The organism is Streptomyces sp. NPDC018693 (assembly GCF_044391385.1).
Taxonomy (GTDB): Bacteria; Actinomycetota; Actinomycetes; order Streptomycetales; family Streptomycetaceae; genus Streptomyces.
The window spans coordinates 740,879-761,835 of the sequence record NZ_JBIRZZ010000001.1 but is presented as its reverse complement, the minus strand read 5'-3'; the positions used below and the strand labels follow the sequence as shown (position 1 = coordinate 761,835).

15 protein-coding genes, 2 tRNA genes and 2 pseudogenes are annotated in these 20,957 nt (G+C 67.1%); 13 read left to right on the top strand and 6 right to left on the bottom strand.

Annotated features, from left to right (window positions below):
• The first annotated feature begins 351 nt into the window (after nucleotides 1-351).
• Complete coding sequence (locus ACH5AC_RS03620; protein ID WP_398859930.1) at nucleotides 352-1,170, top strand: DUF4231 domain-containing protein; 819 nt, start codon at nucleotides 352-354, stop codon at nucleotides 1,168-1,170.
• Between the two features lie 1,065 nt (nucleotides 1,171-2,235).
• On the opposite strand, the pseudogene ACH5AC_RS03615 reads toward ACH5AC_RS03620, so the two are convergent.
• Nucleotides 2,236-2,556, bottom strand: a pseudogene (locus tag ACH5AC_RS03615) (hypothetical protein).
• Between the two features lie 148 nt (nucleotides 2,557-2,704).
• Between ACH5AC_RS03615 and ACH5AC_RS03610 the strand changes: the two are divergent.
• The 8 genes from ACH5AC_RS03610 to ACH5AC_RS03575 all read left to right on the top strand — a co-directional run bounded on the left by ACH5AC_RS03610 (nucleotide 2,705) and on the right by ACH5AC_RS03575 (nucleotide 12,753).
• Complete coding sequence (locus ACH5AC_RS03610) at nucleotides 2,705-3,625, top strand: hypothetical protein (RefSeq protein WP_398859929.1); 921 nt, start codon at nucleotides 2,705-2,707, stop codon at nucleotides 3,623-3,625.
• Between the two features lie 96 nt (nucleotides 3,626-3,721).
• A complete protein-coding gene (locus ACH5AC_RS03605; protein WP_398859927.1) occupies nucleotides 3,722-3,985 on the top strand; it encodes a CopG family transcriptional regulator in 264 nt (87 codons plus the stop codon).
• Nucleotides 3,982-4,395 (top strand): DNA-binding protein, encoded by a 414-nt coding sequence (locus tag ACH5AC_RS03600; protein ID WP_398859926.1) that lies wholly within the window; start codon nucleotides 3,982-3,984, stop codon nucleotides 4,393-4,395. The genes ACH5AC_RS03605 and ACH5AC_RS03600 overlap by 4 nt, the downstream gene beginning before the upstream one ends.
• Before the next feature lie 299 nt (nucleotides 4,396-4,694).
• Nucleotides 4,695-6,176 carry a DUF3375 domain-containing protein gene (locus ACH5AC_RS03595; protein WP_398859925.1) on the top strand — a complete coding sequence of 494 codons (1,482 nt, stop codon included), beginning with the start codon at nucleotides 4,695-4,697 and terminating at the stop codon, nucleotides 6,174-6,176.
• Nucleotides 6,173-6,796 (top strand): DUF4194 domain-containing protein, encoded by a 624-nt coding sequence (locus ACH5AC_RS03590; protein WP_398859924.1) that lies wholly within the window; start codon nucleotides 6,173-6,175, stop codon nucleotides 6,794-6,796. Before ACH5AC_RS03595 ends, ACH5AC_RS03590 begins: the two co-directional genes overlap by 4 nt.
• Nucleotides 6,793-10,203 carry an ATP-binding protein gene (locus ACH5AC_RS03585; RefSeq protein ID WP_398859923.1) on the top strand — a complete coding sequence of 1,137 codons (3,411 nt, stop codon included), beginning with the start codon at nucleotides 6,793-6,795 and terminating at the stop codon, nucleotides 10,201-10,203. The genes ACH5AC_RS03590 and ACH5AC_RS03585 overlap by 4 nt, the downstream gene beginning before the upstream one ends.
• 1 nt (nucleotide 10,204) lies before the next feature.
• Nucleotides 10,205-11,440 carry a Wadjet anti-phage system protein JetD domain-containing protein gene (locus tag ACH5AC_RS03580; RefSeq protein WP_398859921.1) on the top strand — a complete coding sequence of 412 codons (1,236 nt, stop codon included), beginning with the start codon at nucleotides 10,205-10,207 and terminating at the stop codon, nucleotides 11,438-11,440.
• A gap of 245 nt (nucleotides 11,441-11,685) precedes the next feature.
• Nucleotides 11,686-12,753 (top strand): MerR family transcriptional regulator, encoded by a 1,068-nt coding sequence (locus ACH5AC_RS03575; RefSeq protein ID WP_398859920.1) that lies wholly within the window; start codon nucleotides 11,686-11,688, stop codon nucleotides 12,751-12,753.
• Between the two features lie 673 nt (nucleotides 12,754-13,426).
• On the opposite strand, the gene ACH5AC_RS03570 is transcribed toward ACH5AC_RS03575, so the two are convergent.
• Nucleotides 13,427-13,990, bottom strand: a complete 564-nt coding sequence (locus ACH5AC_RS03570) for a hypothetical protein (protein ID WP_398859919.1) — start codon at nucleotides 13,988-13,990, stop codon at nucleotides 13,427-13,429.
• A gap of 387 nt (nucleotides 13,991-14,377) precedes the next feature.
• Here ACH5AC_RS03570 and ACH5AC_RS03565 point away from each other — a divergent pair.
• The 3 genes from ACH5AC_RS03565 (at nucleotide 14,378) to ACH5AC_RS03555 (ending at nucleotide 15,853) form a co-directional block, all read left to right on the top strand.
• A tRNA-Arg gene (locus ACH5AC_RS03565) sits at nucleotides 14,378-14,441 on the top strand.
• A gap of 417 nt (nucleotides 14,442-14,858) precedes the next feature.
• Entirely contained in the window at nucleotides 14,859-15,179 is a 321-nt protein-coding gene (locus ACH5AC_RS03560; RefSeq protein ID WP_398859918.1) for a hypothetical protein, read from the top strand.
• Nucleotides 15,179-15,853: a nucleotidyl transferase AbiEii/AbiGii toxin family protein gene (locus tag ACH5AC_RS03555; RefSeq protein WP_398859917.1), complete on the top strand. Its 675-nt coding sequence runs from the start codon at nucleotides 15,179-15,181 to the stop codon at nucleotides 15,851-15,853. Before ACH5AC_RS03560 ends, ACH5AC_RS03555 begins: the two co-directional genes overlap by 1 nt.
• Before the next feature lie 139 nt (nucleotides 15,854-15,992).
• Here the strand turns inward: ACH5AC_RS03555 and ACH5AC_RS03550 are convergent.
• Nucleotides 15,993-16,789 (bottom strand): annotated as a pseudogene (locus tag ACH5AC_RS03550) (IS5 family transposase).
• A 200-nt stretch (nucleotides 16,790-16,989) separates the two neighbouring features.
• Between ACH5AC_RS03550 and ACH5AC_RS03545 the strand changes: the two are divergent.
• Nucleotides 16,990-17,067: transfer RNA gene (locus ACH5AC_RS03545), tRNA-Arg, on the top strand.
• Nucleotides 17,068-17,166: 99 nt separating this feature from the next.
• Here the strand turns inward: ACH5AC_RS03545 and ACH5AC_RS03540 are convergent.
• The 3 genes from ACH5AC_RS03540 to ACH5AC_RS03530 form a co-directional block, all read right to left on the bottom strand.
• On the bottom strand, nucleotides 17,167-17,325 hold the full coding sequence (locus tag ACH5AC_RS03540) for a hypothetical protein (protein ID WP_398859916.1): 159 nt from the start codon (nucleotides 17,323-17,325) through the stop codon (nucleotides 17,167-17,169).
• Nucleotides 17,326-17,407: 82 nt separating this feature from the next.
• Complete coding sequence (locus ACH5AC_RS03535; protein ID WP_398859915.1) at nucleotides 17,408-19,375, bottom strand: acetoacetate--CoA ligase; 1,968 nt, start codon at nucleotides 19,373-19,375, stop codon at nucleotides 17,408-17,410.
• A complete protein-coding gene (locus tag ACH5AC_RS03530; RefSeq protein ID WP_398859914.1) occupies nucleotides 19,372-20,955 on the bottom strand; it encodes a bifunctional 3-(3-hydroxy-phenyl)propionate/3-hydroxycinnamic acid hydroxylase in 1,584 nt (527 codons plus the stop codon). Before ACH5AC_RS03530 ends, ACH5AC_RS03535 begins: the two co-directional genes overlap by 4 nt.
• Nucleotides 20,956-20,957 lie beyond the last annotated feature (2 nt).

Here is a 20,957-nt window from a genome sequence, read left to right as displayed (position 1 = left end):
GCACGTCCGTGCTGTCCGCCCACATGGACCCCACCCGCTATTGCAGCAACTCAGTCACAAGCCTTGGAACCTCCTGGGTGCAGGAAACTCAGTGAATCGCGCATCACCCGAGGTCATACGACGTTCCATCCAACAACTCGAACGATCTTGCGACTAGGCATAGAGGCCTGTTTCGATACCTCTCACAGCGGAGCCTCCTAGGGCTGCATCGAACTGAGCGACTGTCAATACCGCACCCATTTGGTCAAATTGCAGCACCCTGCCGAGAATCCGTCAGAACACAGATCACAGATGTAGTCCGGCTTGTACGATCCCTCCCGTCGCATCAGTGACCACTGGGGGGAGTGGGACGTGGCACGACCCGTTGAATCCGTGAGCGGCCCTACCGAGCAACTCTTGGAGCACAAGACGGCGATCCTGGAACTCCAGGACAAAATTCGGACGCGAAAAATCCAGCTCCGATCCCTTTACGGCAGCGGCCTCATTACCGCCTTCAACATTCTCGCAATCTACATTGCCACAGTTGCCACGTGGCGTACCGTCGACATCGGAAAGGTGAACAGAATTGCGATTCCCTTGACCATCGCATGCGGAATCGCATATATAGTCCAAGCAATCAGGGAGAGCGATCGCTTGGAGCGCAAGTCCGTCAGGCAGCTCGAACTTGAGCTTGAGATAGCCGAAGAACGCAGACTCCTTCAAGCCAAACAGCTTGACTTCCCGGTTGATCAGCGACAGTTCACCTATAAGGATTCTCTCCCCCGGGAACTCGACCAGCTACGCTCCGAGGCTCAGCACTACCGACGAATTCACAATGCGTTTCAATCCATAATCATCGTCGGGTCACTTGGGACGACCACAGCCGCCAGCTTGGCCGACACACCTTCATACCTGAAATGGGTGACTGTGGGCCTTAGTTTCGCTGTCGGAGTGTCAGCCGGGTTCACCGGCTACTTCAAGTACCGGGAACGCAGCTTCTATCTACAGCAGACAGCTGATGCTATCGAGCAGCACGCTACCGCTTTTGAGCTGGGAATTCCGCCATACGTCGGGGAAGAGACCGACAACTTGGCCAAGCTGACCAAGGAAGTGGAAGCCCTTCGCGTCGAGCAACGAAAGCGACAGCAACAACTCGACCAGCCTCACGAAGGTAGGGACGGAACGGTCTAGGCAACGTCCATACCGACCGCCACCGATCAGAGGTTTCTGAACTGATGCAGCTCTCCACGAAACGATGGCTCTTGTCCCCGATCACGCAATGGCGCGCATACCGGTTCATGGAAAAGCAGAGAGCGGGTATGACCGTCGAGACAGCATGGATTCTCGTACGACTCAGGAGAAACCCCGCAGAAGCTGACTACGCCCTAGCGCAAAGCGGTTTACCCGTAAGCGCCAATCCAGGACTTCACTTCGACGATTGGTGCTCTCTCCCGCAAGATGAGAAGGAACGCCGCGACTCCTGGCTCAGACGTCACGGGCGTTCCCCCTTCCAACAACTTGGGATCAGCGAGCGGTTCCTCATACGCGCCGGCCTCAGCGTGACGGACTGGGGTCTTCCACGGAACGAAGCGAATGGCAGCTAATGCGTCCTGTCCCAGCTGTCCGACTGTCCCAGAACCCTCTCTGACCTGCACAAATAGGTGGGACAGCGAGATTCCCCGGTGTCCCACCTGTCCGGCCCGAGTGCAGGGCTGCAACACCCACGGGGTGTTGCAGCACGTCACGTCGTCGCCTCCCGTCGAACCTCAGCAGTCGGAGGCGACCCCCGCCCCTCCCCCTTGCGCGCGCGTGAGGGGCGTGTGAGCGAGACGAGAAAACTCGACCTCTGCGGCTCCCTTGCAGGTCAGGGCCATACTCAAGCAGGTCATGAGCATGCTCTCCGGAGCCGTGTGCGCAGGTTCGAATCCTGCCGGGGGCACTCCGGAAAAGACTCCTGACCTGCAGAAATACAGGTCGGGAGTTTTGCGTTCACGTCAAAACGCACACGGTCTTTTAACCGTTCCTTTTTTCGAGGCAGTCACTGCCCCACAGCTTGTGGATAACCCTTTTCCCGGGCGGATTTCCGCAGGTCAACAGCTCACCGCCAGGCATTCAGTGATCTTGCTGCCCAGCAAATGCCGGCCGAACCACGTCGCGGGAACTTTGGGGTCGATTTCCTTCGTACATGGCGCGCTACCTGCGTTGATGTGACTGACGGCACACGGAACCGCAAACGGTCTGGTGGGTCGTTGCCGTTCAGCCCGGATTCCTCCGTTCCCCTTCGGACGGCAGGGAGGAGGCCGGCCGCCGTGGCAGCGTGAAGGCGTAGAGGTCGAGAATGGCAGGCCGGGCAGCGATGCCGGGGCCCCTCCCGCTGCTACCCATGCGGCGACGTCCTCGGTCGCGTCCGGGTCGTTGACGGCCGAGCCAGACGGGGCGAGCGCCGGCGGCGGACAGCTGGATGACGATCACGTTGGTTTGGTCGCATACGTCGAGGCAGGCTGGGACACGGACGGGTGCAATCTGGGCGAGGCGAGTGGTCTGTGCCTCGCGGGGTGAGTCTGGGTCTGCCGCCATGTGTCCGCATCGCCTCCTGTCCGCTGGTTCGTCCATGACCAGGGCCCACTGTCAGTGTCTGACGGCACAATCGAGCTCATGCGCGACCACCGCAACTTCAGAAGCCGAGGGCGCAGAAATCGTCGGCCGCCAACGTGATGCGTACGAGATGCGGATCAGCATCCCGCTCGACGAGGACGGCTTCCTCGGACGCCAGTGCCCGGACTGCTCGCTGCTCTTCCGCATGGACGCGCAGCAGTGGTGCGTCTACTGCGGCCACCACGCCGAGCACTCCGAGTTCGTGACCGCCCAGCAGCGCGAACGCCTCATGCAGGCCGTGGGCGACCTCGGCATGCAGATCGTGAGCCGGGAACTGGACCGCGCCTTCAGCGGCCTGTCCCGCCGCAACTCCCGAGGGAGTGGGGTGTCGATCACCTATCGGTCGCAGCCCTACTACCCCCGTCCCCTGCCAGGCATCAGCGAAGAACGCCTCGCCCGCATCCGCACCTGCCCCGGCTGCCAGGACCGGTATGCGGTCTTCGGGGAACACCGCTACTGCCCAGTCTGCGGACAACTCCCCGCCGGTTCCGTGGCGTTCGACGCCCTGGAGGCCGACAAGGCACGACTGGACGCCTTGGAGGCCCTTCCGCCCGAAGCCAAGGCGCCGCTGCGCGAGCAAGGGGTCTTCACCCGCAACTGGGTGGACACAATCGAGAACATGGTGGGCGCCGTCGAGTCGCTTGCCTCCGCCATCTTCCGCACGGCCGTGCCCAATGCGGAGGACCACCTCAGGGGCAAGGGAAACGTCTTCCAGCGCCTCGACGACACGGCGGATCTGTTCGTCGCCGCCGGACACGCGGACATCCGCACCGCTGTCGGGCCCGCGAAATGGCAGCGGCTGACGGAGACCTGGGCTACCCGCCACGTCTTCACGCACAACGACGGGGTCGTGGACGCGCGATACCTGGCCAGAGTCCCCGCGTCCACTGCCCGCGTCGGGCAGCGCCTCGTCGTCACCGGTGAAATGTGCCGCCAGGCGCTCGACGACACCACTACCCTCTGCGAAGCCCTCGTGGCGCTCGCACCCTGATCCCGCACCGCGCCCGGCAGGACGACGAGCCCGCCCGATGCCACGTAGGTCGCGGGACGACGCGAATCTAGGAGGATGGAAGGTAGGATAGGTAGCATGAGTGAGCCTACCGGCAAGTACTCGATCACTATGCCGCGCGACATCGCCGAAGCCGCCAAGGCCCGCAGCGGCCCCTCCGGCCTGTCCGCCTACGTCGCCGCAGCCGTCGCCCGCCAGATCGAGCGCGACAACCTCAACGAGCTCATCGCCGTCGCCGAGGCCGAGCACGGCCCCGTCACGGACGAGGAGATCCAGACCTTGCGCGACCAGCTCCACCAGGCCCGCGACAACCAGGCGACGGACGGAGCGAACGCCGCGTGAGCCGCTCCCCCGCCGTCCCCGGCGGCACCCTCGTGCTGGACAGCGAAGGACTGGCCAAGGCCGTCCTCCGCGACCGCACCGTCACCGCCTGGCTCGCCCTGGCCCGCGCCGACGACCTACGCGTGATCACCGCCGCAGCCACCCTGGTGGAAGTCGTCCACCCGCGGATCAACCGCCCGGCCCTGGAATGGACCCTCTCCCGCCTCGTCGTCGAACCAGTCACCGAACCCATCGCCCGCCACGCCGCCGCCCTCCTCGCCGACGCCGGCCTGCACGGCCACAAGTACGCCATCGACGCCATGCTCAGCGCCACCGCCCTGGCTGCCCCCGGCCCTGTCACGATCCTCACCTCCGACCCCGAGGACCTGACCTCCCTGTGTGGTGGGCGCGTCACCATCATCAAGATCTGACCCAACCCCCTTCCGCAGACGACGCGCTTACCGGTCGGCTCCCGTGGCACCGTGCGGACCAGCCGTCCCAGGCAGCCTTCCTCCCGCTCACCGCCGCCCTCTTGCGGTTCGCGGTGCATAGCCCGCGGTCCGTTCCGCCGGACCGGTTGTCAGTGGTGGGCCTTACGGTGCATTCGTGGCTGTCGAGGCAATTCCGCACACAGCCATGCAGGCATGGGCTTCCCTTCAAGTGGGGCGTGCGCCAGGCCATCGGCATGTGGCGCGGTCGCGTCATGGGGCAGTAGGTAAGGGCGGGTTGCATGGACTTGGGCTACGACCGTCTGGTCGCTCTACGCAAGCAGAGCGCCGCCTGGCGGCTACTGACGGCCACCAATGCGGCGCTGGTGCTGAGTTTTCTCAACAAGGTCTTCGTCGAGCAGGGGATACGGTCGATCGCTGGTTCGGAGCTGATCGAACGTCTGGACGACGAACTGTTCGCCCTCAACGAGCGGCTGGGTCAGGAGACGTTTCGGCAGTCCGCCCGGGAGTACCTGGATGACTGGTCGGCGCCGAAGAACGGCTGGCTGCGCAAGTACTATCCGCCGGACGCGGACGAGGCGCACTACGACGCCACCGTGGCGGTGGAGAAGGCCATCTCGTGGGTGCGGTCCCTGCAGGAGCGCTCGTTCGTCGGTACGGAATCGCGACTGAACACGATCTTCGACCTGCTGCGGCAGATGACATTCGGGGCCGAGACCGACCCCGAGGCACGGCTGGCCGAACTGATGCGGCGCCGGCACGACATCGACCGCGAGATCGAGCGTGTCCAGGCCGGCGAGGTGGACGTGCTCGACAGCGCAGGGCTGCGGGACCGCTACCAACAGGTGACGACGACAGCCCACGGGCTGCTGGCCGACTTCCGCGAGGTCGAGGCGAACTTCCGTGAGCTGGACCGAGAGTTGCGCCGAAGGATCGCGGTGTGGGACGGCTCGAAGGGCGAGCTGCTGGATGAGGTCCTGGGCAGTCGCGAGAGCATCGCGGAATCTGATCAGGGCCGGAGTTTTCAGGCGTTCTATGACTTCCTGCTGGCGCCACGCAGGCAGGAGGAGCTCAAGCGGCTGCTGACCGAGGTCGAGACGATGGACGCCATCGGGGAGCCCGACCCCCGTATGCGGCGCATGTCCCGGGACTGGCTGGAGGCGGCGGAGCGCACGCAGGCCACGGTCCGGCAGCTGTCGGAGCAGCTGCGCCGGTTCCTCGACGACCGCGTACGGACGGAGGACCGCCGTGTCATGGAACTGATGCGCGGCATCGAGACCCACGCCCTCGCCCTGCGCGATGTGGCAGATGTGCATCTGGTCGCCGAGATCGACGCCGCGGCGCCGGCCATCGTGCTGCCGATGGAGCGGCCCCTGTACACGCCGGTCGCCAAGACACCGATCGACAGCACCGGTATCCAGGCGGGTGACGAGGAGTTCGCCGCCGACGCCCTGTTCAAGGCGGTGTACGTGGATCCCGCCCGGCTCAGCGCAGCCGTGCGCAACGCGCTCGGCTCCCGGGTGCAGGTATCCCTGTCCGAGATCCTGCGTGACCATCCGCTGGAGCAGGGGCTCGCCGAGCTCGTCACCTACTTCGCGCTGCCGGACGACGGCTTCACCACCGTCTTCGACGACCGCCGCCAGGAAGAGATCACATGGCTGGGCGACGACGGCGCCCGGCAGGTCGCGACAGTGCCCGTCGTCACCTACGCCCGCACCAGCCCCGGCGTCGCCTGGGCATCGAGCCAGAAGGAGCAGCGATGACCACGCCTCCCATGCCCGCCCAGGGGTCGGCGTACACCCTGTCCCTGCCGGTCAACCAGCTGCTCAAGGGACCAGTCTTCCGCGACCAGCATGAGCGGGCCTGGGAGGCGCTGCTCCGCCTGCGCGCCCGCGTCCAGGACCATGTCGACGTCATGGGTCTGCGGGTCGTGATCGACGAGACGGAAGGCTACGCGTTCCTCCAGTCCAAGCCCGACGGCGATGAAGACAGCGATCCCAGCACCGCACCACCGCGGCTGATGCCACGCCGGTCGCTGTCCTATCCCGTCAGCCTGCTGCTCGTGCTATTGCGCAAGCGGCTCGCCGAGTTCGACGCGGGCTCCGGCGAAACCCGGCTGATGATCACCCGCGATGCGATCATCGAGATGATCCGCACCTTCCTGCCTGCCAGCAGCAACGAGGCGCGCCTGGTCAACCAGATCGATGCCCACATCAACAAGGTGGTGGAGCTGCAGTTCCTGCGCCGGGCGCGCGGCCAGGAGCACCTGTTCGAGGTGCAGCGGATCATCAAGGCGTTCGTGGACGGGCAGTGGCTCGCCGACTTCGAGACCAACCTGGCCCAGTACGCGGCCACACACGCTCCCCAGGAAGGACTGCAGTGATCCCCAGCCAGCCCGGCCCGCTCCCCACCGGTTCCTCTCCGGACCTCGGCCGGGCCGGGTTCCGGCTCGATCGGCTGGAGGTCTACAACTGGGGCACTTTCGACAAGCACGTGTGGTCCTTCGGTGTCAGCGGCGCCAACGCTCTGCTGACCGGCGACATCGGCTCCGGCAAGTCCACCCTGGTCGATGCCGTCACCACGCTGCTCATGCCCGCCCACCGGATCGCCTACAACAAGGCCGCCGGGGCGGAGAGCCGCGAACGCAACCTGCGTTCCTACGTGCTCGGCTACTACAAGTCCGAGCGCAACGAGACCACCGGCGCCACCCGGCCGGTCGCTCTGCGCAAGCCCGGCAACTACTCGGTCATCCTGGGCGTGTTCGCCAACCCCGCGCTGGAGGCGACGGTCACGCTCGGGCAGGTGTTCTGGCTGCCCGACGCCAACGCCACACAGCCGGATCGGCTGTTCCTGGTCGCGGACCGTGCCCTGTCCGTGGCGGACGACTTCGCCGACTTCGGCACGGAAGTCAGGGCGCTGAAGAAACGGCTGACGGCCTGTGGGGTGCGGGTTCAGACGACGTTCCCGCCCTACAGCAAGGACTTCCGGCGCCGCCTGGGCATCGAGTCCGAGCAGGCCCTGGAGCTGTTCCACCAGACCGTGTCGATGAAGGCCGTCGGCAGCCTGGACGACTTCGTCCGCAGCCACATGCTCGAACCCTTCGACGCGCTCGCCATGACCGACAACATCGTCGCCCACTTCGACGCCCTGACCACCACCTACGACTCCGTCCAGCGGGCACGTGCCCAGATCGAGGCCCTCACCCCGCTGCTGACGGACTGCGACCGCTACGACCGCCTCGGAACCAGCATCGACGAGGCAGACGCCCAGCAGGCCGCCCTGCGCTACTTCTTCGCCCAGCGCACCTCCCTCCTGCTGGAGACAGAACGTGAACGTTTGGAACGCGAGCTGAGCCGCCACACCAGCGCGCGGCAGGCGGCCAGTGAGCAGCTGGAGGGCCTTCGCGCCCAGCAGCGCGGATGGGAACTGCAGCGTGCGGGACTGGGCGGCGGCCGCCTGGGCGAACTGGAACGTCAGATCGAAGAGGCATCCCGCCTGCGTACCGCGCGGCAGCTGCGCGCCAAGAACCACACCGTACTACTGGAGCAGGCCGGCCTCGCCCCGGTCACCGACGCCGAGGAGTTCACCGACCGCCTCCAGGACATCGCCCGCGCGCAGGAAGACGTCGCCACGGCCAAACAAGAGTCCCGCGAAGCCCTGGAGGTCATCGCGGTCGAGTCCGACCGCCTGCGCCAGCAGGCCCAGGACCTCAACGACGAGTTGGTCAGCCTGCGTTCGCGGCGCAGCAACATCCCCAGGAAGCAGCTGGAGCTGCGCGCTCGTCTGTGCCAAGAGCTGGGCATCGAGGAGAGCACGCTGCCCTTCGCCGGCGAGCTCATCCAGGTCCGTGAGGACGAACAGGCATGGGCCGGCGCCGCCGAGCGGTTGCTGCGCGGGTTCGCACTGTCCCTCCTCGTTCCCGGGGACCAATACGGCCGCGTGTCTGGATGGATCAATGATCATCATCTGGGGACGAGGCTGGTCTACTTCCGCGTCCCCGACAAGATCCCGCCTCGACGCACCCAGTACGCCACCTCGGCCGCGCTGTTCACCAAGCTCGAGGTCAGGCAGGACTCGCCGTTCGCCCTGTGGCTTGCCGGTGAGCTGGAACGCCTCGCCTCGCACGAATGCGCCCAGACCATGGAGGACTTCCGGCGTGCAGACCTGGCCGTCACCCGCCAAGGGCTGATCAAGGGAGCCCGCGGCCGTCACGAGAAGAACGACACCAACCGCATCGACGACCGCAGCTCCTACGTGCTGGGCTGGACGAACCAGGCGAAGATCGACGCGCTTCTCGACCGGGCGGGCCACATCCACGCATCCCAGCGGAGCGTCGCGGAGAAGAAGCACGGTCTGGAGGCGGCCCACGACGACAGCATCAGCCTCGACAAGGTCCTGGCCCAGCTCGCGGCCCTGCACGACTACAGCGAGATCGACTGGGCCTCCGCCGTCCGGCACATCACCGAACTGAACGAAGAGAAGCAGCACCTGGAGGCCGCGTCAAAGGACCTCGACGAAATCTCCCGCTGCCTGGAGGGCATCGCCAAGGACATTACCGAGCAAGAAGACGCGTGCGCGACGGCGGACCAGGCTCTGGGCCGGCTCTCGGGCGAGCTGGAGGCGGCCGTCCGTACCCGCGATGCCGCCCATGCCCTGCTCGACGAGCCGGCCGCCGCCGACGCTCAGGTCCACTTCTCTGCCGTCGAACGGCGCCTGGCCGAATCCCGCCTTCGGTGCCGGACCACCCAGGAGTGCGCACAAGCCGAGGCCCGCCTGCGTGAGGACCTGGCCACCGCGAAGACCCGCTGGGGCAGGGAGCAGACCCGCCTCGCCCAAACGATCGCCTCCCAGATGGGAACCTTCCGCAACCGCTACCCGGCCGAGACAGGCGAACTCGACGACTCCGTCAGCTCAGCTCCCGGCTACCGCGAACTGCACCGGCGCCTCGTCGCCGATGACCTGCCACGATTCGAGGAGCAGTTCCGGCACTACCTGAAGACCAACGTGATCCGGGAGATCGCGGGCTTCCACGCCCAGCTGAACAACTGGGCCGACGAGATCGGCGATCGCATCGCCACCATCAACGAATCCCTGGCCGGCATCGACTACAACCCCGGCCGCTACATCATGCTCAAGCCCGAGCGGACCCCCAACACCGAGATCCGGGACTTCACCACGGAACTGCGGGCCTGCACGGACGACGCCCTGTCCGACGACGACCCCGATCTGTACTCCGAGGAGAAGTTCCGCCAGGTGCGGCGCCTCATCGAACGCTTCAAGGGCCGCGAGGGACACACCGAAGCCGACCGCGAGTGGACGAAACGCGTCACCGACGTCCGTCATTGGTTCGTCTTCAGCGCCAGCGAGCGGCGCCGCGACGACGACACCGAGTACGAGGTGTACTCCGACTCCGGCGGCAAGTCAGGCGGCCAGAAGGAGAAACTCGCCTACACCATCCTGGCCGCCTCCCTCGCCTACCAGTTCAAACTCGACAACGACCGCCCCCGAACCTTCCGGTTCGTCGTCATCGACGAAGCCTTCGGACGCGGCTCCGAGGAATCCGCCCGCTTCGCCCTGGACCTCTTCAAACGCCTCGGCCTGCAACTGCTCATCGTCACCCCACTGCAGAAGATCCACGTCATCGAGCCCTATGTGTCCGCCGTCGGCTTCGTCGACAACCCAACCGGACACCACTCACGCCTGCGCACCCTGACCATCGCCCAATACCGGCAAGAGCGCCTCGCCCACGCGCTGTCCGCGGCCACCCCCACCACCGGACAGGGGGCCTGACATGGCAGCGCCCCCCGACTGGACCACACCCCACGCAGTCATCGCTCGCCTGCGCCGGCGCTGGGACACCGGCGTCTACCTCACACAACTCGCCGAAGCGGCACCCTGGGAGCCCATCGGCATCCCCCTGCGCGGGCCCAAAGCTGACGACATCACCGGCCGCTACGAGGCAGCTCGGGCCTGGGCCCAGTCATGGGCCCCCGACGCGCACAAACGGCTGCGCATCGAGTACCGCCACGTGGGAGGACGCCGCGCCGGCGTGAACCACGCCCCCCACCAGGTCTGGATCGACCACCGCGAAGACCTGTGGAACCTCCTGGGCGTCACCGGCACGGTCAGCCGTTTCCAAACCCTCCTCCTCTCCGCCCGGGCCGCAATTCCCCCTCTTGCAACCTGGATGGCAGCCCACCCCATGAAGGTCGTCAAACTCGAAGCCGAGTGGCCACGCCTGGAAGCCACCATCCGCTGGATCGCCGACTACCGAGGACCGGCCGTCTACCTGCGCCAGATCGACGTACCAGGCGTGGACACCAAATTCATCGAACACCATCGCGCCATCCTGACCACCTTGCTGGAACACTGCCTGCCGGCCGAGCGCATCGACCCCGTAGCCCCGCGCACGAACTTCGCCGCCCGCTTCCGTTTCCTCCAGAAGCCCTCCTACCTCAGATTCCGGCTCCTCGGCAGTGAAGCGCTGGCGGGCTTCAGGGAACTCACCGTCCGCGCCGAAGAATTCACCGCACCACCGCCCGGCATCACAACGGCGTACGTCATCGAAAACGAAACCACGTACCTGGCATTTCCCCGTCAGCCCCACAGCATCGTCCTCCACGGGGGCGGCTACGCCGTCACCCTGCTCTCCAGCCTGCCCTGGCTCCAAAACATCCGGCTGGTCTACTGGGGCGACCTGGACACACACGGGTTCGCCATTCTCGACCGACTGCGCAGGGTATTCCCCCACACGGAGTCAATCCTGATGGACAGGGACGTACTGATGTCCCACCGCGACCAATGGGTGAAAGAAGCGTCACCCACCTCCGAACACCTCAGAACCCTCACACCCGGGGAAGCCGACCTCTATCAAATTCTCACGGAAGGGGAGTTCGGCAACAACGTGCGGCTCGAACAGGAGCGCGTACGTTTTCACCTGCTCGAAACAGCACTCCACGACCTACAACAGGGCAGTCGGCCATTCACCCCGCCCTACGACGGCAACGGCGACAGCACAGCCTGCTGATCGGCCCCCAACCGGCCAACGGATCGTCGATTACGAACGTTCAAATGGTGTCCTGGGGACTGACGGGCTGTGATCGCTGCGGAATGGCGTGGGGCAGGGGAGCGTTCGGCGACCCGATGGCCCACGCGGAGGGACACCTACGTCGGTCCACACGCACCGGCCTTCCGCTGTCGCGAGACCCGCTCGAAAGCCGGGTTGACCCTCGACCTTGTTCAGGGCCCAGAGTGCCGGGTGTGGAGAACGACATGCGCAGCATTGGCGAGATGGCCCGTGACAGCGGCCTGGGCGTGAGCGCCCTGCGGTTCTACGACCGCGCCGGTGTGCTGGTCCCGGCCTGGGTGGATCCAGTGAGCGGTTACCGCTGGTACGAACCCGAGCAGCTCGAAGACGCCCGGGTGCTGGCCCGCTTGCGCCGGGCGGGGATGCCGCTGGCGGACATCCGTCTGGTGCTGGCCAGTTGGTCCGGCGAGGACACCGATCTGGTCCGGAAGCTTCTCGAGGCACACCTGCGCCGTCTCGAACAGGGGCTGTCCGATGCCTGCGGCGAGTTCTCCGCGCTCCGAGCACTACTTGATCACAGGGAGAATGTCATGACCTCGCTCAGCATCGCCACCGTACGGCTGTCCACCACCGCACCCGAGCTGGCAGCCGCGCTGGACGCGGTCCGTTTCGCGGCGAGCACCGACCCGGAGCTGCCGATGCTCGGCGGGATCCTCTTCGACATCGAGGGCGAGAGCCTTCACCTCGTGGCCACCGACCGGTACCGAATGGCCGTCGCACACGCCGGTACAGCTGGGCACGAGGGGAGCCGGATCCAGGTCATCGTGCCCACCCCGCTCGCCGACGCGATGCGGGCGCTGTTGGACGGCGAGGGACCCGTGCGGCTCTCCGTCGACGGTGACCACGTGACACTGAATGTCGGGGACAGGCAAGCGGCCGGCCGGTGCCTCGACCACGACTTCCCCGACTACCGTCGTCTCCTCCCCCCAGCCGCAGAACGCCACGCCCTCATCGAGGTGGCGGACTTCCGCAAGGCCCTGGAGACCGGCCCTGTCCGTTCCGGCGAGGCCGGAGCGCACGACCTCAGCGTGCTCAGGGTGGAGGACGGCGGCACGGTGACCGTCTGCACCGACGCCGACGACGACCCGAACCGCGTCGCAGTCAACCGTGAGTTCCTGATCGACGCGCTGGCCGCTGGAACCCGGGACCGGCTGATGCTGGAGCTCGGCGCCCCCACGGCGCCTATCGCGATCCGCCGGCCCGACGACGAGGACACCTTCTCGATCCTGATGCCGGTACGCCTGGAGGACTGACGGTACGTCCGCCCTGATCCGGGCCGCCCAGACCAACCGGACGGAGCCGGATGTCGGTCGCGGCCCGAGGATCGGGCACGGTCCCACTGATGCGGCCTCGCCAGCGCCTGAACACTCCACGGCGAAACCACCAGGACGGCATGGGGAGCAGCGTCGCGGGCTGTGGCACATCCACCTGACTCCCATGGAGCCAGACGGATCACTTGATCACGGAAGGGGTCACTTCTCATCGACCGATAGGGGGTCACGGTTCAGGTTTCAGAGAGCGCCGACAGCCCCGCGATAACGTTCTTGGCGATTTCGTCCATGGAGATAAGCGTTGTACACCTCCGGGGCCTCCTGGGCAGTTTTGGACAACTGGCTGTGGTCCACCTGCTGAGCCTTTACTGGAGATGGGGCCGTTCGCGACTGTCTTGACCGTTCCCGATGGCCTACCTGATGGAACAGCGATCGCGCACTCCGTAGAACGGTTGCGAGACCTCTTCCGCCGCAGCCTGCTCGCCCGAATCTGCCTTGACCCAACGACACCCTGTTGTGGTCCCTGGATGCGGATACAGGTGTCGATATGACCATGATCGACTATCTCCGCCGGAAAGCTTGGCGAGAGACAATGACCGGGATCGAGATCATCGTCAGCGCTGACCCTCGCGTCTCGCTTAGCCGGAGGGCCGGCCTACGGCGCTTCGTACTCGGTGGGCATGTGGATTTCTCGGATGGTGGCCGGGTCGCGTGGTACCGGAACGGCCTGGGTGCTGATGACCTGGGTGCCCGTGCTCTGGGCTGCGCTTGCCAGATCTCGCAGGACGTCGTCGACCACGGTGCTTCCGATGCCCTGCTGGTACGGGTTGTCCAGGAGCAGCAGGCCGGGGAATGCGGCTTCTTCGTCGAGGTCGGATGCCAGAAAGAGAGTGGCGTAGCTGTAGGCCAGGAAGAAGAGCACCTTCGGCTCTGCTCCAAGGGCTTGGTCCCAGGGGCGGGTGCCGACGTAGAAGGTGAGGTCACTGTCGTTGATGGTGATGGCGCCCTTGACCCAGCCGCGTTCACGGTAGCGATGGAGGAATTCGTTCATGCGTTCGGCGAACAAGGCGCATCGTTCGACGGAGGTGAGCGTAGCTGTGGCGACGGCGGCAGGCTCTTGGGCGAGTGCGTCGACGGCTTCTTGTGCAGCAGTGACGGCCTGGCTCGCTACCGCGCGGCGCTGGAGGATCTCCTCGATGGCGGGAAAGGCTGTGGCCACTACGGCACCGCGTCAGCAACGGACCTCCCGCCCCGCCTACTGGAAGGCCAGCACAGACACGTGCCCCCAGGGCAGCCGGATGAGAAGTGGCGGGACACGCCCGCCAGCCACCGTTCGCCCTCCGCCATGCGGGAGCGCCCTCACCGATGCCGGCGCGCAACCGGCTCGCTTGGCCTGCCCGCACGCTCCGGACAGCCTCCCCTGTTCGATTGAGGGGCGCACCGTATACCCCTACGCTTGTCCGAGGAAGCCGTGATCTACGTCATGGCGCATGGATCGGCTACGACAGGGAATGATCCGGACAAGACGAATGAATGGGCCATTTCATTCTCGCGGGACATGTGCGGGACGGCGGGCCTGACAATCTGTCAGGTACGTCGCTGACCTGCGAAAACGCATGGAAATCGGACGGCCTCCGGAGCCGTGTGCGCAGGTTCGAATCCTGCCGGGGGCACCGGAAATCAAGACCCTGACCAGCGGAAACGCCGGTCAGGGTCTTTCTTGTACACGCCAAACGCACACGGCCACCTTGGTCATGACCACTCGGTCCAGCAAGCCTTCGACCTGCGATTTTATGGCGCTAGGCGGACGAAATCCCAAATGTCCGATCCCACACAACGGCTCCGCGTGGGACATTCGTGGGACGGGAAAGCCGCAAGGCGGAGCAGCCGCCGGAGGACATCTGCTGTGACCTGCGCGTTTGCCGACGAGGGCGGTCGGAAAGCATACGGACGAGCAGGCCGTTTGACTTTTCCGGGTCAGTGCTGGAAACAGCTGTGATCAGGCGTTTCGTCGAACGTCACGCTCACTGCTCACGCGGATGCTGGTGTCTGCACCACGACGCGGCCGGTTACGGCATGCTGGGCGTATGAGCAGGTATGCAGCCGCGAGGATCTACGCCCTCCCGGAGTCGCTCGACGAGCTGGTCGGGCCGACATCCGGCACCGTGATCCTGCCCCGGCACATCGACTGGGGCCCGCACTACGAGTACGACCTCGCCGACGAGGCCGACATGCTCCTTATGTACGAGCGGGTCATCCGGGAAGCCCAGACCTCAGCCGACCTGCGGGCGTACCTGAGTGCCGATCTGTTGCGCCAGCACTGGACGGACCTGTTCCTGCCCGCTCCGACCCGTGCGGCCTGGCAGACCCGCTTCCCCGAGCTCTCACCTGCGGCGGCCGCAGCGTAGTGGACGAGCTGCACCGCCGACTGATCCGCATCGGGCTCGACGCGCTCGCCGACGACTTCGGCTATGCCCTGGCAGGCGGCTACGCCGTCCAAGCCCACCAGATCGTCAACCGGGTCAGTGACGACGTCGACCTCTTTGCTCCGATCAACCGGGCCACCACCGAGATGCCCGCGGCCACCGAACGCGTCATCGCCGCCTACGAAGCCGCAGGCTTCTCCGTGGAACTGGCCCACCAGAACTCCGAGCACACCTACACCCGGCTGAACGTCACCGACCCGGTCAGCGGTACGCAGAACAAGGTGGAACTCGTCGCCGAGTTCCTCAACCATCCGCCCGTGCCCTCCGAGCTCGGCCCGGTCCTGCACCCTGACGATGTCGCCGCCGGGAAGACCACCGCTCTGGACGGCCGGGCGGAGGTCCGCGACGCCATCGATGTCGACGGCCTCCTCAAGGCTGGATACACCCGCGAACGCCTGATGGAGCTCGCCAGGCAGAACGACGACGGCTTCGATCCGCGGATGTTCGCCGACTCACTCGCCCGCATTCAGCGCTACACGGACAAGCAGTTCGCCGCCTACGGCCTCACCGCATCCGAGGCCGCATCGCTGCGCGAGCGGTTCGCTGACTGGCGACACCAACTCATCGCGCCGCAGGACGAGTACCCGGCCCAGTAGCGAGCCGGGTCATATCCGGAGCACTCAGAAAATCCCACTGGCTGGAAAAGGTCAGTCGTATTCGTCCAGCAGAGCCTCGATGCGCTGGTTGGCGATGGCGGCCCGGCCGTACAGGCACTTGGCGTACTTGGACGTCGTCTCATTTGGTGAGTCTGCGGTAGCAGATGAGGCTGCAGGCGATGGCGGTGAAGGCCAGGAAATGCTCGGCCTTGCGTTCGTAGCGGCGATGCAAACGGCGGCAGCCGCCCAGCCAGGACATCGTGCGCTCGATCGTCCAGCGATGCCGGCCCAGCCTGGTGGAGGACTCGATGCCCTTGCGGGCGATGCGGTGCCGGATGCCTCGCTTGCGTAGCCATCGGCGCAGGTGGTCGTAGTCGTAGCCCTTGTCCGCGTGCAGCTTGGCGGGCCGTCGTCTGCGTGGGCCGCGGCGGGAGCGGATCGGCGGGATGCCGCGCACGAGCGGCCCGAGTGCCTGGCTGTCGTGCAGGTTCGCACCGGAGATCCCGATCGACAGGGGTAAACCGGTCCGCTCGGTGATCAAGTGGATCTTCGAGCCCTTCTTGCCCCTGTCCACAGGATTCGGACCTGTCAGGTCCCCCCTTTCAGGGCCCGCATGTTCACCGAGTCGATCGCGCAGCGAGACCAGTCCAGGTCTCCGCGCGAACCCAGCTCGTCGAGGATGAGGCGATGCAGCTTCGCCCAGACCCGGGCGGCGGACCACTCGGTGAAGCGACGGTGCACGGTCGGCCCCGATGGGCCGAAGACCGGCGGCAACTGCCGTCAGGTGCAGCCCGTCGTGGCCACGAAGATGATCGCGGCAAGCACCTCACGATCCCCGTACCGGCGCCGACCGCCGCCCTGCGGCCGCGAGGGAGCAGGTGGGACAACCCGCTGGAACAGCTCCCACAACTCGTCTGGCACCATGCGCTCGACCATCACCACACAGAGCAGACTACCCAGCGCTCCAAATGAGACGACGTCTTATGCCCTCCCTGGCCCACCTCAAAGCGCCAGGGTCACAGGAAGCCCCAGGGAAGCCTCAGGACGCAAACAGAGACGGAAAATAGCGAATATATAGGGCATTTCAATTTCGCGGGCTATTCACGGGACAGCGCGCCTGACAACCTGTCAACTAAGCCCCTGACCTGCGAGAATGCCCGATAATCCGACGGCCTCCGGAGCCGTGTGCGCAGGTTCGAATCCTGCCGGGGGCACTCCGCCTCAACCACAGCGATCACGCGGTTGAGCAGCGTAGATGCCTAACGCGAGAGCGGGACCCAGTCTCACTGAGTCCCGCTCTTCGTCATTGCTGATCAAGTTTCACGCGTGAGGGGCACTGCGGCCGCGGCCATCAGCAGCGTCAGCCCGAGCGCGGCGGCCAGCCCGAGCGGGGCGGACGCCGGTTCGGGCAGCGGCCCGGTGGCTCCGGCCACTTCCAGGGTGACGACGCCGCGGTAGAGGCCCGGCGGCATGCCTAGGTGCGCTGCCGCATGAACGGCACCGCGGCGATCTTCGTCGCCCTCAGGGCGACGGCGAGGGTGATCTGTGCGGTCGTCACGTCGACCGGCCCCGGCGTTCGGCGCCCAGGCGGGCGAAGTGATCGACGAGGTCCGGGGCATCCACGGCCGCGGGGTTGACGACCTGCCCGACCGGGGCGCCCTGGAGGAGGCGCTTGACGGGGACTTCGAGCTTCTTGCCGGTGCGGGTGTGCGGGATGCCCGGCACTGCGATGATCTCGTCGGGGACGTGGCGGGGTGAGGCCCCGGTACGGATGGCGTCGCGGATCTTCTCGCGGAGGGTGTCGTCCAGGGTCACCCCGGCGGCGGGGACGACGAACAGCGGCATCCAGTAGTCGCCGTCGGGTTCCTCCACGCCGATGACCAGGGCCTCGGTGATCTCGGGGAGTCGTTCGACGACGTCGTGGATGTCGGCGCTGCCCAGCCGCACGCCGTTGCGGTTCAAGGTGCTGTCGGAGCGGCCGTGGACGATCACCGAGCCGTGGCCCGTGACCGTGATCCAGTCGCCGTGCCGCCACACGCCGGGGTAGGAGGAGAAGTAGGCGTCGCGGTAGCGGGTGCCGTCGGGGTCGTTCCAGAAGTACAGCGGCATCGACGGCATCGGGCGGGTCACGACCAGCTCGCCGACCTGGTCGGTGACCGGGTGGCCCTCGGCGTCGTACGCGGCCAGGGCCACGCCCAGGTGGGGTGCCGACAATTCGCCTGCCCAGACAGGGGTGTTGGGCGCGCTCCCCGCGAAGCCGGACACGACGTCGGTGCCACCGCTGATGGACGCCAGCAGCACCCGCTCCCCCAGTTGGTCGCGGACCCAGGGGTAGGCGGAGGCCGACAGGGCGGAGCCGGTGCAGCCGACCACGCGGATCGACGACAGGTCGTGTACGGAGGGTTCGATGCCGAACTTCGCCATGCCCAGCAGGTATTGGGGGCTGGTGCCGAAGACGGTCACCCGGTGGCGCGCGGCCAGCTCCCACAGGACGTCCAGCCTGGCGAAAGGCGCCGGGCTGCCGTCGTACGTACACGTCGTGGCGCCGGTCGACAGGGTCGAGGCGACCAGGTTCCACATCATCCAGTGGGTGGTCGTGTACCACAGCAGGCGGTCGCCGGGGCCGAGGTCGGAGTGCAGGCCGAGGGTTTTGAGGTGCTCCAGCAGGACGCCGCCGTGGCCGTGGACGATGCCCTTGGGCAGGCCGGTGGTGCCGGAGGAGAACACGACCCACAGGGGGTGATCGAACGGCACCGGCGCGCAGGCGAGTTCCTCGGTGCGGGTGGAGGCGTCCTCCCACGGGACGACCAGTGACGGGTATGTCTGCGACGGCCACGGCAGGCCCACGTGGTCCACCAGGAGCGTGGCCTTCAACGTCGGCAGGGCGCCGACGAGTTCGAGGGTGGCGTCGCGGCGGTCGTGGGTGGTGCCGTTGAAGAGGTAGCCGTCGGCTCCGATCAGGACGGTGGGTTCGAGCTGGGCGAAGCGGTCGGCGGCGGCCTTGGGCGCGTAGTCCTGCCCGCACACCGACCACACCGCGCCCAGGCTCGCTGCGGCGAGGAACGCGACGATCGCGTGCGGGGTGTTGGGCAGGTAGCCCACCACGCGGTCGCCCTTGCCGACGCCCAGGTCGTGCAGGGTGGCGGCGACGGAGGCGACCTGGGCGCGCAGGCTGCTCGCCGTCACCTCGTAGCAGGAGCCGGTCTCGTCGAGGGCGATGATCGCCACGGCGTCGTCGGCGAGGTTCCGCAGCGCGTGGTGGGCGTAGTTGAGGGTGGCGCCGGGGAACCAGCGGGCGCCGGGCATCCGCTCCTCCGCCAGCACCTGCTCGTACGGAGTGTCCGCGTCGATGTCGAAGTACTCCCACACCGCGCCCCAGAAGCCCTCCAGGTCGGTGACCGACCAGCGGTGCAGGGCGGCGTAGTCGGCGCCGGCCATCCCGACGTGGCGGGCGAAGGCCATGATGTGGCTGTCCGCGACGGCCTGCGGATCAGGCGTCGTGAAAGGCTCGGGCAGGGTCATCGTGGGGCGCTCCTCAGCAGGCTGTTCCCGACGGTCCGTCGGGGTGGCAGGGGGCTGTGCGTGGTGTGCAGAAGGGATGCCCAGGTGGCGGTGTCGGTGAAGGCGCGGGCCCCTGCCGGGACGACGTCCATGACGACGCGGTCGGGGCGCAGCAGGACGGCGTCGGCCCGGCCGGCGCGCAGCCAGGCGGTGAGCGTGCCGTCGTCGCCGAGGTCGGTCACGGGGATCGCACGGCCGCCGATCGCGTGGGCGAGGGCGCCAAGCGACGGCCAGGGTTCTACGGCGGTCAGGACGGTGAAGGAGCCGCCCAGCACCTCGTCGAGGCGCATGCGCCGTCCCTCGTCTGTGGTCCACGGTTGCGGGCAGTGGGTGCCCACCAGTCTCCTACGCATGCGGCGCCGGACGAGGGGCCCGGAGGTCAGGAGCGGGCTGAGGCCGCGGCCGGCCGCCGCGGTCAGGCCGGGTATGCGGCAGGCCGCGGCCAGGAGTCTGCGGCGCAGTGCGGCGGCGCGGTCCTGGCCGCCGGTCATGGCCCAGCCCATGGCGACCGCGAGCCGGATCACATGCCGGGCGTGCGGCTTGCGCTCGCTCTCGTAGGTGTCCAGGAGCCGTTCGTCACCGCCGTGCCGGACGACGCGGGCGAGTTTCCAGGTCAGGTTGTAGGCGTCCCGCAGCCCCGCACACAGTCCCTGCCCGATGAACGGCGGGGTCAGGTGGGCTGCGTCGCCGAGGAGGAAGACCCGTCCGCTGCGCCACCGGTCGGCGACGCGCGCCCGGAAGGTGTACTGCGCCTCGCGGACGATCTCGAAGTCCCCGTCGCAGGAGGGCGGCAGCCAGGGCGCGACCAGCTCGCTGACCGGCTCCTCGGCGTCGCCGAGCCGGAACTCCCAGCGGTAGCGGTCCTCGCCGACGCGCATGAAGGTCGCCGGCCGATCGGGGTCGCAGACCTGGTCGACGCCCTCCCAGCAGCGGATGTCGGCCTTCGTGCGGACGTCGATGACGCGCCAGCGTTCCTCGAAGCGCAGGTCCTCCCAGACGGCGCCGATGGCGTCGCGGGTGAGGCTGTTGGCACCGTCGCAGCCGAGCACCGCCTCGGCCCACAGCTCGTGTTCGCCGTCGTCGTCGCGATAGGTCACACACACGGGGCCGACGGTGTCCGGGCCGACGCCGGTGACCTCCACACCGCCGCGCAGTTCGCACTCCGGGCGCCGGGCGAGGGCGTCGCGCAGCAACCGCTCCAGCTCGGGCTGGTCGAACATGCTGGTCTGCGGGTACCCGTGAGGGCCGTGCTCGGTGCGACGGAACTCGGCCATCACCCGGTGCCGGGCGTCCAGCAGGCGCAGCCCGTTCGCCGGGCGGGCGATCGCGGTGAACTCCTCCTCCACGCCCGCGGCCTGGAGGATCCTGCGCACCTCGTCGTCGATGGCGACGGCGCGCGGGAGCGGGTAGACGTCGTGGTGGCGTTCCAGAACGACGGTGCGGACTCCGCGCCGGGCGAGGAGGAGGGCGGCGGTCACGCCCACCGGTCCGGCGCCGATGATCACCACGGGTACGTCGGACCCGTTGCGTGGGACGGTCATGT